We start from the raw sequence: 12215 nt of genomic DNA, 5'->3' as shown, positions 1-12215 counted from the left end.
AAGAAAATAAAATCCTCAACTGGCCTCCTGAGCGCAAACTCATTCTGCATGAATGGGTCCGATCCGTGACCGCGCTCGCATATAAGCATGGGCTTGAGATTGCATTTCCGCAGTCAGGTACTGTTCTTCCGGGCCAGCCCCGGCCACATCATCTTCAGGCGACCATGATCGAGCTGATTGAACCATATACGAGGCGACCTTCGTTCCGGAGCGATGGGAGGACGAGGCCGCGCAGGCTGAGGTCGGCGGGGTCGGTGCGCTGCTGCCGCATCCGTCCGTGCCACCCTTGCAGCCCTGGCGCCGCGAGGACTGGTAAGTCGTGTCGAGACGGAGGAGAAAGGCGTATCGTTGAATTCGTCGACGGCCTGCCATAAAAGGCGCAAGTTCTCGACCGGCTTGAGGAATTCCGGACGTGCCCGCGGGCTGTCGGCGAAAGATCGGTCCGGTTGACCACAACGTTTTGGGGGCATGGATTGACGTCGAGCAGGCCCATACTGATCACCGGCGCGGCCGGCTTCATCGGCTTTCACCTCTGCCACAGGCTGCTTGCCGAAGGCCGGCAGGTTGTCGGCCTCGATTCCATGAACGAGTATTACGACGTTGCCCTCAAGCAGGCGCGGCTCGAGCGGCTGAAAGCGTTCGCGAACTTTCGCTTCGAGCATGTCGACCTCGCCGACCGCGATGGCGTCTCGGCGGTCTTTGCTTCCGCCGCGCCGGAGATCGTCGTCAATCTCGCCGCGCAGGCCGGCGTCCGCTATTCGCTGATCAATCCGCACGTATATGCGCGCAGCAATCTCGACGGCTTCCTCAATATCCTGGAAGGGTGCCGTCAGGCCTCGGTCGGTCATCTCGTCTATGCATCGTCGAGCTCGATCTATGGCGGCAGCACGCGCATGCCGTTCTCGGTGCATGATTCCGCCGACCATCCCTTGAGCCTCTATGCCGCCAGCAAGAAGGCGAACGAGCTGATGGCCCACACCTACAGCCATCTGTTCGGGCTGCCGACCACGGGCTTGCGCTTCTTCACCGTCTACGGCCCGTGGGGCCGGCCCGATATGGCCTTGTTCATCTTCACCAAGGCCATCCTCGCCGGCCAGCCGATCGACGTCTTCAACCATGGCAACATGCAGCGGGACTTCACTTATATCGACGACATCGTCGAGGGCGTAATCCGCGTCATGGAGCATCCCGCGACGCCCAATACCGATTGGACAAGCGCGGCCCCGGATCCCGCGACCAGCAATGCGCCGTACAGGATCCACAACATCGGCGACAGCTCACCCGTCCAACTGAGCCGGCTGATCGACGTGCTGGAAGACGCGCTTGGCCGCAAGGCAATCCGCAACCTGATGCCGCTCCAGCCGGGCGACGTGCTGGCGACCTACGCCGACATCACCTCGCTCGAGGAGGTGACCGGCTTCAGGCCCACGATCCCGATCGAGGTCGGCGTTCCGCGCTTCGTCGAATGGTATCGGGATTTCTACCGGGTCTGATTGGCCGCCTGCGACAATGGCTAGCGGCCGGGTACCAGAGCGATTCCAGGAAAAGTGTGAGCGGTTTTCCGTCCGGAATTGCGTAAAAACAAAGAGATAGAGTGGTTCGCCGTTTCCGTGAAACGGTGAAACGCTCTAGCGCCCGGTCGTCGAGGCCTGCCTGTCGATCCACAGCGCGAGCAGCGTGCAGGCAGCGCCTGAAAGCAGATAGGCGCCGGCGGCGATGAGGCCGAAAGTGCCGGCCAGCAGCAGCGCTGCAAGCGGCGCGAAGCCGGCGCCGAACATCCAGGCGAGATCCGACGTCACCGCCGAGCCGGTGTAGCGGTGCTGGCGCGAGAAGCTCGACGCGACGACGCCCGAGGATTGTCCGAAGCTCAAGCCGAGCAGGATGAAGCCCAGCACCATGAATACCGTCTCCCCGACGGTGCCGCCATTGAGAAGCTGCGGGGCAAAGCCGCTGAAAGCGGCGATGGCGACGGCGCCGCCGCCGAGCAAAGCGCGACGCCCGACGCGGTCGGCCAGCGGCCCCGATGCGACGATGGCGGCGATGCCGAACAGCGCGCTCACCGCCTCGATGACCAGGAAGCGCTCCGGCCCCTCATTGGTGAACAGGAACACCCAGGACAATGGGAACACCGTCACCATGTGGAACAGCGCGAAGCTCGCCAGCGGCGCGAAGGCGCCGACGACGACGTTGCGGCCTTCCGTGCTGATCATGTCCCTGATGCGGGTCGGCTGCAGGTCGCCGCTCTCGTAGAGCTTCGAGAATTCGGGCGTCACCACGATGCGCAGCCTGGCAAACAGCGCCACGACATTGATGGCGAAAGCGACGAAGAACGGATAGCGCCAGCCCCAGGCGAAGAAATCGTCGGCGGAGAGATTGGCGACGAAGAAGGCGAACAGCGAGCTCGCCACGATAAGCCCGATCGGCGCGCCGAGTTGCGGGATCATCGCATAGATGCCGCGCCGATTCTGCGGCGCGTTCAGCGCCAGCAGCGAGGGCAACCCATCCCAGGTTCCGCCGAGCGCAAGGCCTTGCAGGAAGCGGGTCAGCGCCAGCAGCCAGGCGGCGACCGCGCCCACGTCGTCATAGGACGGCAGGAACGCCATCGCGACGGTCGAGGTGCCGAGCAGGAAAAGCGCAATGGTCAGCTTGGCGCCGCGGCCATAGGCGCGGTCGATCGCCATGAACAGCACCGTGCCGAACGGGCGCGCGATGAAGGCCAGCGCGAAGATGGCGAAGGAATAGAGCGTCCCGGCCAGCGGATCGTGCGTCGGAAAGACAAGCCTGGGGAACACGATCACGGAAGCGATCGCATAGACGAAGAAATCGAAGAACTCCGATGTCCTGCCGATGATCACGCCGACAGCGATATCGCCCGCGCTGACCTGGCCGTGATGCGAGCCGATCAGCCTGCTGTCCGTTTCGGCAGTCGAAGTTTCAGCCATCTTGTTCGTCGCCACCGAGCTCAAGTTCGGAACGCGATTGTCCTCGTCCCATTATGCGTGCACAGTTTCGCCAAAGCCATAGCAATCCGGCATTGGACAAATTGTCCAATGTCGTCCCCGTGCCGGCGGCAGTAGCCGTTGGCCCATCCCGCGTTGTAGCTTGTGAAAAGCCCGTTGCGACGCCATCGAGGGCAGCGTTGATGAAACGATCCGGAGCTTTGCTTCTGTTTCCCCTGGCCGTGCTGCTGACCGGCTGCGACTTCGTCGTGCTGGCGCCCGCGGGCGACGTGGCAGTGCAGCAGCGCGACCTGCTCGTCGTCTCGACCCTTTTGATGCTGCTCATCATCGTGCCCGTCATGGCGCTGACCGTGCTGTTCGCCTGGCGCTACCGGCAGTCCAGCACGACGGCGAGCTACACGCCCGACTGGGACCATTCGACCAAGCTGGAGCTGGTAATCTGGGCGGCCCCTCTGCTCATCATCATATGCCTGGGCGCGCTGACCTGGCTCGGCACGCATCTGCTCGATCCTTACCGGCGCATCGACCGCATCGAGCCCGGACAGCCGGTCACGCAGAACCATAAACCGCTCAGGGTCGAAGTCGTCGCGCTCGACTGGAAGTGGCTCTTCATCTATCCGGACTACGGCATCGCCTCCGTCAATGAGCTGGCGGCGCCGGTCAATCAGCCGATCGACTTCCGCATCACCTCGTCCAGGGTGATGAACTCCTTCTACATTCCAGCCCTTGCCGGGCAGATCTATGCCATGCCCGCCATGGAGACGAAGCTGCACGCCGTCATAAACCGCCCGGGCACCTATACCGGCTTCTCGGCCAATTACAGCGGCGCCGGCTTCTCCGGCATGCGCTTTGCCTTCCACGGCGTGTCCAACCAAGCCTTCACCGACTGGGTGGCGCAGGCCAAGAGCGCGCAGTCCACGCTTACCCGCGAGACCTATCTCGAGCTCGAACGCCCGAGCGAGAACGAGCCGGTCCGGCACTATGCCTCCGTCGACCCCGACCTCTACGGCGCGATCCTCAATCTGTGCGTCGAGCCAGGCAAGATGTGCATGAACGAGATGATGTCGATCGACGCCAAGGGCGGCCTTGGCCTTGCCGGCGTCCGCAACACCCTGCCGCTGCAATATGACAAGCTTGCCCGGCGCGGCGCGGTGTTCGGCAGCGATCCGTCCTATGTCGCCAGCATCTGCACGGCGGAGGAGGCGGCAGCCGCATCTCGCGCGGCTCGTAATGACGATGAAAAGAGCTGGCCGCTCAGGGACCTGTCCCCGCTGCGCGGCGTCGGCTTGCTCGCGCCCGGCGCCGGCAGCCGCCGCGCCGACGCCGGGACGCCGTCGCTCGGCCTGCTGCGCTTCGAATTGTGAGGAATGGCGGATGCCTGAGACGCTGACCAAATTCATCTTCGGCCGCCTCACTTTGGAGTCGCTGCCGCTGCACGAGCCGATCGTCGTCGTCACCTTCATCGTGGTGGCGGTTGGCGGCCTCGCGGTTCTCGGCGCCATCACCTATTTCAAGCTATGGGGCTATCTCTGGCGCGAGTGGTTCACCAGCGTCGACCATAAGAAGATCGGCATCATGTACATGGTGCTCGGCCTCGTCATGCTGCTTCGCGGCTTCTCCGACGCCATCATGATGCGCCTGCAGCAGGCGATCGCCTTCAACGGTTCGGACGGCTATCTCAACGCCCATCACTACGACCAGATCTTCACCGCGCATGGCGTGATCATGATCTTCTTCGTGGCGATGCCTTTCGTCACCGGGCTGATGAACTTCGTCGTGCCGCTGCAGATCGGCGCGCGCGACGTCTCCTTCCCCTTCCTCAACAATTTCAGCTTCTGGATGACGGTGGGCGGCGCCATCCTGGTCATGGCCTCGCTGTTCGTGGGCGAGTTCGCCCGCACCGGCTGGCTGGCCTATCCGCCGCTCTCGGGCATCAATTACAGTCCGGACGTCGGCGTCGATTATTACATCTGGGCGCTGCAGGTCGCCGGCGTCGGCACGACCTTATCCGGCATCAATCTGATCTGCACTATCGTCAAGATGCGCGCCCCCGGCATGACCATGATGCGCATGCCCATCTTCACCTGGACCTCGCTATGCACCAACGTGCTGATCGTGGCGTCCTTCCCGGTGCTGACGGCGGTGCTCACGCTCTTGGCGCTCGACCGCTATGTCGGCACCAACTTCTTCACCAACGACTTCGGCGGCAACCCGATGATGTATGTGAACCTCATCTGGATATGGGGTCACCCGGAGGTCTACATCCTCATCCTGCCGCTGTTCGGCGTCTTCTCCGAGGTCACCTCGACCTTTTCCGGCAAGCGCCTGTTCGGCTACACCTCCATGGTCTACGCCACGGTGGTCATCACTATCCTGTCCTATCTGGTCTGGCTGCACCACTTCTTCACCATGGGCTCCGGCGCCAGCGTCAACTCCTTCTTCGGCATCACCACGATGATCATCTCGATCCCGACCGGGGCAAAGATGTTCAACTGGCTTTTCACCATGTATCGCGGCCGCATCCGCTTCGAACTGCCGATGATGTGGACGGTGGCCTTCATGCTCACCTTCGTCGTCGGCGGCATGACAGGCGTGCTGCTTGCGGTGCCGCCGGCCGACTTCGTGTTGCACAACAGCCTGTTCCTGATCGCGCATTTCCACAACGTCATCATCGGCGGCGTGCTGTTCGGCCTGTTTGCCGGCATCGCCTACTGGTGGCCCAAGGCCTTCGGCTTCAGGCTCGATCCGTTCTGGGGCAAGGTCTCGTTCTGGTGCTGGGTGCTTGGCTTCTGGTTCGCCTTCATGCCGCTCTATATCCTCGGCCTGATGGGCGTGACGCGCCGCATGCGCGTCTTCGACGATCCCTCGCTGCAGATCTGGTTCGTCATCGCTGCCTTCGGCGCGGTGCTGATCGCCGCCGGCATCGCCGCTTTCCTGGTCCAGATCTTCGTCTCGATCCGCAAGCGAGCCGAACTGGTCGACGTCACCGGCGATCCGTGGGACGGCCGCACGCTCGAATGGTCGACCTCCTCGCCGCCGCCCGCCTATAATTTCGCTTTCACGCCGGTCATCCGCGACAACGACGCCTGGTTCGACATGAAGAGAGCCGGCTACCGGCGCCCGCTCTCCGGCTTCAGGCCGATCCACATGCCGAAGAACACCGGCACCGGTGTCGTCCTGGCCGTGTTCAGTGTGGCGCTGGGCTTCGGGCTGATCTGGTACATGTGGTGGCTGGCGGCGCTGAGCTTCGTCTGCCTCATCGCCACCGCCATCGGCCACACCTTCAACTATCACCGCGACTTCGACATCCCGGCGGCCGAGGTCGCGCAAAAGGAAGAGGCGAGGACGGCGCTCCTCGCCGCTCAGGGGGCTAGGGCTTGAGCATGGCATCGACGGCAATCACGGTCGGCGCCGAGCCGGTCTTCCATCTGGAAGAGGAGCATGCGCACGCCGAAGGCGGCAGCACCATGCTCGGCTTCTGGCTCTACCTGATGAGCGACTGCCTGATCTTCGCCATGCTGTTCGCGGCCTTTGGCGTGCTCGGCGGCAATTACGCGGCGGGTCCGGCGCCGAAGGACCTGTTCGATCTCGGCCTGGTGGCGGTCAACACCACCATGCTGCTGCTCTCCTCGATCACTTACGGCTTTGCCATGCTGACCATGGACAAGGGCCGTGTCGGCGCGACGCAAGCCTGGCTCACGGTGACCATGCTGTTCGGCCTGGCGTTCCTCTCCATCGAGCTCTACGAGTTCGCGCATATGATCCATGAGGGCGCCACGCCGCAGCGCAGCGCCTTCCTGTCGTCCTTCTTCACCCTGGTCGGCACGCACGGTCTGCATGTCACCTTCGGTATCGTCTGGATGCTGACGCTTATGGTGCAGGTCGCGCGATACGGCCTGATCGAGGCCAACCGCCGCCGGCTGATGTGCCTCTCGATGTTCTGGCACTTCCTCGACGTCGTCTGGATCGGCGTCTTCACCTTCGTCTATCTGATGGGGACGTTGCGATGAGCGCTCATGATCATACCGGTCACGACCACGCGCATGGCGGCGCCGCGCACGGGTCGCTGAAGGGCTACCTGATCGGCTTCTTCCTGTCGGTGATCCTCACCGCCATTCCGTTCTGGCTGGTAATGGACGGCGTCATCGACAACAAGCAGGCCACGGCCGTCATCATCATGGCCTTCGCCGCGGTGCAGATCGTCGTCCACATGATCTTCTTCCTGCACATGAACCCGGCCTCCGAGGGCGGATGGTCGATGCTGGCGCTCATCTTCACGGTGATCCTCGTCGTCATCGTGCTGAGCGGCTCGCTCTGGGTGATGTACCATCTCAACGCCAACATGATGCCCGGGCTCCACGAGATGCGGGAGATGCCATGAGCCCTGTTTCGGGCGTGGGGAGGGTCAATCTCAAGGCAGAAGTCACGGGCGGCCGGGCGGATACAGGCACTCACGCCGCGCCGTCGAAAGGCTCCGCGTCGCGCTTCTTGCTTGCGCTGCTCGGACTTGTCGGCGTTCTGGTGTTTCTTGGGCTCGGCATCTGGCAGTTGGAAAGACGGGTCTGGAAACTCGACTTGATCGCCCGCGTCGACCAGCGCATCCATGCTCCGGTCGTCGATGCGCCAGGACCCGCGACATGGGCTGATATCAACGCGGCCGGCTATGAATATCGCCATGTACGCCTCACCGGCAGTTTCTTGGGCGGAGCCAACACGCTGGTGCAGGCGGTGACCGAGCTTGGCGGCGGCTATTGGGTGCTGACGCCGATGCGCGACGACCGCGGCTTCACGGTCCTCGTCAACCGCGGCTTCGTTCCGCAGGAACGCAAGGCCGAATTTCAACAAGAGAGCGGCGGCGCGAGGTCGCCTACGGCGATTGACGGGCTGCTGCGCATCAGCGAGCCCGGCGGCGGCTTCCTGCGCAGCAACGATCCGGCGGCCGATCGCTGGTATTCGCGCGACGTCGCGGCAATCGCCAAGGCGCGCGGCCTGACCGACATCGCGCCCTATTTCATCGACGCCGGGGCGTCCGGCGCGGACAGCTGGCCGCGCGGCGGCCTGACCGTCGTCACCTTCCGCAACAGCCACCTTGTCTATGCTCTGACCTGGTTCGCCCTGGCAGCGATGCTGGCGATCGCCATCGCCAGGCCGATTTTTGCCCGGCGTCGGAAGCGGGACGCGGCAAGATGAACATCTCGATCGCGCGGCTTCATCACGGGAAGCCGTGCCCAGGGGCTCCTCTTGTCGGCCACGGAGGCGCCGCCTCGAACGCCGACGTGACGAACAGGAAGAACCTGCTGCTTCTCATCCACTTGCGCTGGCTGGCGGTGGCGGGGCAGGTGCTGACCATTCTGGTGACGCAATACTGGTTCGCCATCCCGCTGCCGCTTACCGAGATGGCTGGCGTGGTGCTGTTCCTCGTCGCGTTGAACATCTTCAGCCTGCTCGCCCTGCGCGGCAATCGCCGTATCTCCAACGGCCAGCTTTTCGTCGCGCTGATTTTCGACATGGCGGCGCTGACCACGCAGCTCTATCTGAGCGGCGGCGCCTCGAACCCGTTCGTGTCGCTCTATCTGCTGCAGATCACGCTCGGCGCCGCGCTGCTGGCGCCATGGTCGACCTGGATCCTAGTGGTGGCCGCCTCGGCCTGCTTCGTCTTCCTCATCTTCGTCTTCCAGCCGATCGCGCTTTCGCATCACGGCGGCAGCGACCTGCTGGCGCTGCATCTGCGCGGCATGTTCATCTGCTTCGTGCTGGCAGCCGGCCTGATCGTGATCTTCATGACACGCATCAACCGCAACCTGCGCGAACGCGACGCCTATCTCGCGGACCTGCGCCAGCGTTCGGCCGAGGAAGACCACATCGTGCGCATGGGTCTGCTGGCCTCCGGCGCCGCGCATGAACTGGGCACCCCGCTGTCGACCATATCCGTCATCCTGTCCGACTGGCGCCAGATGCAGGGCGTCAAGCGCAACCGTGAGCTTGCCGAGGACGTGGCCGAGATGCAGGCGCAGATCGAGCGCTGCAAAAGCATCGTCACGGGCATCCTCATGTCCTCCGGCCAGGCGCGGGGAGAAGGCACGATCCGCACCACGATCCGCCACTTCCTCGACGACCTCGTCCAGGAGTGGCGTGTCAGCCGCCAGCCTTCTAGGCTGGACTTCAGCAACGGGTTCCAGCCGGACGAGCCGATCGTGTCCGACACGGCGCTGCGGCAAGTGATCTTCAATGTGCTCGACAATGCGCTGGAAGCATCGCACGATTGGGTCGGCATCGCTGCCGAGCGGCAGGATGAGAAACTGGTGTTCACCGTCAAGGATCGCGGACCGGGTTTCGACAAGGATATTCTGGCCGGGCTCGGCCAGCCCTATATGTCGAGCAAGGGGCGTCCGGGCGGCGGCCTGGGCCTATTCCTGGTGTGCAATGTCGTGCGCAAGCTCGGCGGCGACGTTTCAGCGCGCAACATGGAGGAGGGCGCCTGCGTTACCCTTTCGCTGCCGCTGGCGGCGCTGACCGGTGGAGACGATCGTGAAACCTGATCGGTCCTTGTTCATTGTCGAGGACGACGCGACTTTCGCGCGCACGCTCAAACGCTCGTTTGAGAAGCGCGACTACGACGTCGTGGTCTGCCATGACCGCGACGCCGTGATGGCCGCACTGGAAAAGACCGTTCCGGCCTATGCCGTCGTCGACCTCAAGCTCGGAGCGGGATCGGGACTCGAATGCGTCAAGCTGCTCGGCGCCCGCAACCCGTCGACGCGGATCGTCGTATTGACGGGGTTTGCCAGCATCGCCACTGCGGTCGAGGCGATCAAGCTCGGCGCCTGTCACTATCTGGCCAAGCCCGCCAACACCGACGACATCGAAGCCGCCTTCGGCCGCGACGAGGGAGATGTGTCGGTGCCGCTCACCAGCCGTCCCACCTCGATCAAGAACCTCGAATGGGAGCGCATCCACGAGACGCTGGTCGAGACCGGCTTCAACATCTCCGAAACCGCGCGCCGCCTCGGCCTGCACCGGCGCACGCTCGCCCGCAAGCTCGAGAAGCGCGTGGTGCAATAACTATCCGACCGCCACGGCCAGCACCGAGACGCAGTCGCCCGCCTTGACCAGGCCCGGGAAGTGACGTGCGGCGAGCAGCCCCGACATCCTGGCCCTGATCTCCTGCGGCGCCTGGCCGGTACGGCCGACCGGATGGATGCGCGCGACCACCTGGCCGTCCTCGACAGGCTCGCCGAGATCGACCATGGTCTCGATCATCCCGTCCTCCTCGGCGAAGGCGAAGCAATCGCCAGACGGCATATCTAGCCACTGAGTTCGAGTCTTCTCGACCGCACCAGACACAATGCCGGCGTGGCGCAACACGTTGAGGACGCCGCGCCGGGCAATCCGCACGGTTTCGGCGCGAGAGGTTCCGCCGCCGCCGAGCTCGGTGGTGACGAAGACCTTGCCCATTTCCTCGGCGGCCGTGTCATACATGCCGACCGCGTCGATCTCGGTCATGCGCATCGAGAACGGCGCCGAGAAGACTTCGACGGCGGCGAAGGCTTTTTTCTCCTGCGCCTTATCCGGCAGTGTGTGCGCGGCGCAGAAGGGCACGAAATCCAGCGTCTTGCCGCCGGAATGGAAGTCGAAGACGAGGTCCGCGCGAGGCAGCAATTCGCGTTGAAAGTAGTCGGCGATCTTCTCCGTCACGGTGCCGTCGGGACGGCCGGGAAAAGAACGGTTCATATTGCCCTTGTCGATCGGCGAGGTGCGCGTGCCGGCCCGGAACGCCGGATAGTTCATGGCCGGCACGATGATGATCGTGCCGGAGACTTGTTTCGGATCGAGCGTGCGGGCGAGCTCGTAAAGTGCCAACGGCCCTTCATACTCGTCGCCGTGATTGCCGCCGGTCAGCAGCGCCGTCGAGCCCTTGCCGTTGCGTACGACGCAGACCGGGATCATCACCGACCCCCAGGCAGAATCGTCGCGGCTGTAGGGCAGGCGCAAAAAGCCGTGCTGGACGCCGTCGCGCTCGAAGTCGACGGTCGGCGCGATCGGCGATGGACGCAGAGCTGACATCGGCCTCAGTCCTTCACGAAGAGCTTGCGCGGCACATTGGCCAGGCATTCGACGCCGGTGTCGGTGATCAGGATCGACTCTGTGATTTCCAGCCCCATCGTCTCCAGCCACAGCCCGGTCATGAAGTGGAAGGTCATGCCGGGCCTGAGCTCGGTGCGGTCGCCGGGGCGCAGGCTCATGGTGCGCTCGCCCCAGTCCGGCGGATAGGAGATACCGATCGGGTAGCCGGTGCGGTTGTCCTTGACGATGCCGTATTTCTTCAGGACGGCGAAGAAGGCATTGGCGATGTCCTCGCAGATGTTGCCGGGTTTCGCGGCGGCAAGGCCGGCTTCCATGCCTTCCAGCGTTGCCTTCTCGGCGTCGAGGAACGCCTGCGTCGGCTTGCCGAGGAAGACGGTGCGCGACAGCGGGCAATGATAGCGGTTGTAGCAGCCGGCGATCTCGAAGAACGTGCCTTCATTCGCCTTCATCGGCTTGTCGTCCCAGGTGAGATGCGGCGCCGAAGCGTCGGCGCCTGACGGCAGCAGCGGCACGATCGCCGGATAGTCGCCGCCAATGCCGGCGACGCCGCGCGTGCCGGCATCGTAGATCTCGGCGACGAGATCGCATTTGCGCATGCCGACTTCTATTTTGTCGACGATGCGCTGGTGCATCGCCTCGACGATGCGGGCGGCGTTGCGCATGTACTCGATCTCGGTCGGGCTCTTCACCGCGCGCTGCCAGTTGACCAGCGCGGTGGCGTCGGCGAAGCGGGCATTTGGCAAGTGCTTCTGCAGCGACGCGAAGGCGGCGGCCGAGAACCAGTAATTGTCCATCTCGACGCCAATGGAGAGCTTGTCCCAGCCGCGCTCGGCCAGCACGCTGGCAAGGTAGTCCATCGGATGCCGCTCGGTCGACTGCACATAGTGGTCGGCGTAGCCGATGATGTTGTCATGCGCGAGATAGGCGGTGCGCTTGGCGCCGTTGGCGTCCTGGCCGCGGCCGTACCAGACCGGCTCGCCTGTAGGCGGCACGATAACCGCCTGATGCACATAGAAGGACCAGCCGTCATACCCCGTCAGCCAGGCCATGTTGGAGGGATCGCTGACGATCAGCAGATCGACCCCCTTGGCCTCCATCGCTCTGCGGGTCTTGGCGAGGCGATCGGCAAATTCGCTCCGCGAGAATTTCAGATTTGGCTGCATTGTTCTT

11 protein-coding genes are annotated in these 12215 nt (G+C 63.8%); 8 read left to right on the top strand and 3 right to left on the bottom strand.

The features are described 5' to 3' along the window. Nucleotides 1-473: 473 nt before the first annotated feature. Nucleotides 474-1493 (top strand): NAD-dependent epimerase, encoded by a 1020-nt coding sequence (locus EJ069_RS19830; RefSeq protein WP_126062751.1) that lies wholly within the window; start codon nucleotides 474-476, stop codon nucleotides 1491-1493. 135 nt (nucleotides 1494-1628) lie between these two features. Here EJ069_RS19830 and EJ069_RS19825 read toward each other — a convergent pair whose 3' ends face one another. Next, nucleotides 1629-2942 carry an MFS transporter gene (locus EJ069_RS19825; RefSeq protein ID WP_126062750.1) on the bottom strand — a complete coding sequence of 438 codons (1314 nt, stop codon included), beginning with the start codon at nucleotides 2940-2942 and terminating at the stop codon, nucleotides 1629-1631. A 200-nt stretch (nucleotides 2943-3142) separates the two neighbouring features. Here EJ069_RS19825 and cyoA point away from each other — a divergent pair, with 200 nt between their 5' ends. Genes cyoA through EJ069_RS19790 form a run of 7 tightly spaced genes read left to right on the top strand, consistent with a single transcriptional unit; the run spans nucleotide 3143 to nucleotide 10022 of the window. Further along, nucleotides 3143-4324 carry a ubiquinol oxidase subunit II gene (cyoA, locus tag EJ069_RS19820; protein WP_126062749.1) on the top strand — a complete coding sequence of 394 codons (1182 nt, stop codon included), beginning with the start codon at nucleotides 3143-3145 and terminating at the stop codon, nucleotides 4322-4324. A gap of 10 nt (nucleotides 4325-4334) precedes the next feature. Then, nucleotides 4335-6341: a cytochrome o ubiquinol oxidase subunit I gene (gene cyoB / locus EJ069_RS19815; RefSeq protein WP_126062748.1), complete on the top strand. Its 2007-nt coding sequence runs from the start codon at nucleotides 4335-4337 to the stop codon at nucleotides 6339-6341. Between the two features lie 2 nt (nucleotides 6342-6343). Then, entirely contained in the window at nucleotides 6344-6970 is a 627-nt protein-coding gene (cyoC, locus tag EJ069_RS19810) for a cytochrome o ubiquinol oxidase subunit III (RefSeq protein ID WP_126062747.1), read from the top strand. Beyond that, nucleotides 6967-7341, top strand: coding sequence for a cytochrome o ubiquinol oxidase subunit IV (gene cyoD / locus EJ069_RS19805; RefSeq protein WP_042638457.1), 375 nt, complete (start codon nucleotides 6967-6969; stop codon nucleotides 7339-7341). The genes cyoC and cyoD overlap by 4 nt, the downstream gene beginning before the upstream one ends. Next, entirely contained in the window at nucleotides 7338-8150 is an 813-nt protein-coding gene (locus EJ069_RS19800) for an SURF1 family protein (protein WP_126062746.1), read from the top strand. The genes cyoD and EJ069_RS19800 overlap by 4 nt, the downstream gene beginning before the upstream one ends. Then, nucleotides 8147-9499, top strand: a complete 1353-nt coding sequence (locus tag EJ069_RS19795) for an ATP-binding protein (protein ID WP_126062745.1) — start codon at nucleotides 8147-8149, stop codon at nucleotides 9497-9499. Before EJ069_RS19800 ends, EJ069_RS19795 begins: the two co-directional genes overlap by 4 nt. Then, the gene (locus tag EJ069_RS19790; RefSeq protein ID WP_189475889.1) at nucleotides 9489-10022 is read left to right on the top strand and encodes a response regulator transcription factor; all 534 of its coding nucleotides are present in this window, start codon (nucleotides 9489-9491) and stop codon (nucleotides 10020-10022) included. Before EJ069_RS19795 ends, EJ069_RS19790 begins: the two co-directional genes overlap by 11 nt. Here EJ069_RS19790 and doeB read toward each other — a convergent pair whose 3' ends face one another. Both doeB and doeA read right to left on the bottom strand, forming a co-directional pair. Continuing rightward, a complete protein-coding gene (doeB, locus tag EJ069_RS19785; RefSeq protein WP_126062743.1) occupies nucleotides 10023-11024 on the bottom strand; it encodes a N(2)-acetyl-L-2,4-diaminobutanoate deacetylase DoeB in 1002 nt (333 codons plus the stop codon). 5 nt (nucleotides 11025-11029) lie between these two features. Continuing rightward, the gene (gene doeA / locus EJ069_RS19780; protein ID WP_126062742.1) at nucleotides 11030-12208 is read right to left on the bottom strand and encodes an ectoine hydrolase DoeA; all 1179 of its coding nucleotides are present in this window, start codon (nucleotides 12206-12208) and stop codon (nucleotides 11030-11032) included. Nucleotides 12209-12215 lie beyond the last annotated feature (7 nt).

Source organism: Mesorhizobium sp. M2A.F.Ca.ET.043.05.1.1 (assembly GCF_003952445.1).
In the GTDB taxonomy this organism is placed as follows: domain Bacteria; phylum Pseudomonadota; class Alphaproteobacteria; order Rhizobiales; family Rhizobiaceae; genus Mesorhizobium.
This window is presented reverse-complemented; position numbering and strand designations above follow the sequence as displayed.

Coding starts and splice junctions, on each gene's coding strand:
- EJ069_RS19825 (WP_126062750.1), bottom strand. CDS start 2,942: ATGGCTGAAACTTCGACTGCCGAAACGGACAGCAGGCTGATCGGCTCG.
- cyoA (WP_126062749.1), top strand. CDS start 3,143: ATGAAACGATCCGGAGCTTTGCTTCTGTTTCCCCTGGCCGTGCTGCTG.
- cyoB (WP_126062748.1), top strand. CDS start 4,335: ATGCCTGAGACGCTGACCAAATTCATCTTCGGCCGCCTCACTTTGGAG.
- cyoC (WP_126062747.1), top strand. CDS start 6,344: ATGGCATCGACGGCAATCACGGTCGGCGCCGAGCCGGTCTTCCATCTG.
- cyoD (WP_042638457.1), top strand. CDS start 6,967: ATGAGCGCTCATGATCATACCGGTCACGACCACGCGCATGGCGGCGCC.
- EJ069_RS19800 (WP_126062746.1), top strand. CDS start 7,338: ATGAGCCCTGTTTCGGGCGTGGGGAGGGTCAATCTCAAGGCAGAAGTC.
- EJ069_RS19795 (WP_126062745.1), top strand. CDS start 8,147: ATGAACATCTCGATCGCGCGGCTTCATCACGGGAAGCCGTGCCCAGGG.
- doeB (WP_126062743.1), bottom strand. CDS start 11,024: ATGTCAGCTCTGCGTCCATCGCCGATCGCGCCGACCGTCGACTTCGAG.
- doeA (WP_126062742.1), bottom strand. CDS start 12,208: ATGCAGCCAAATCTGAAATTCTCGCGGAGCGAATTTGCCGATCGCCTC.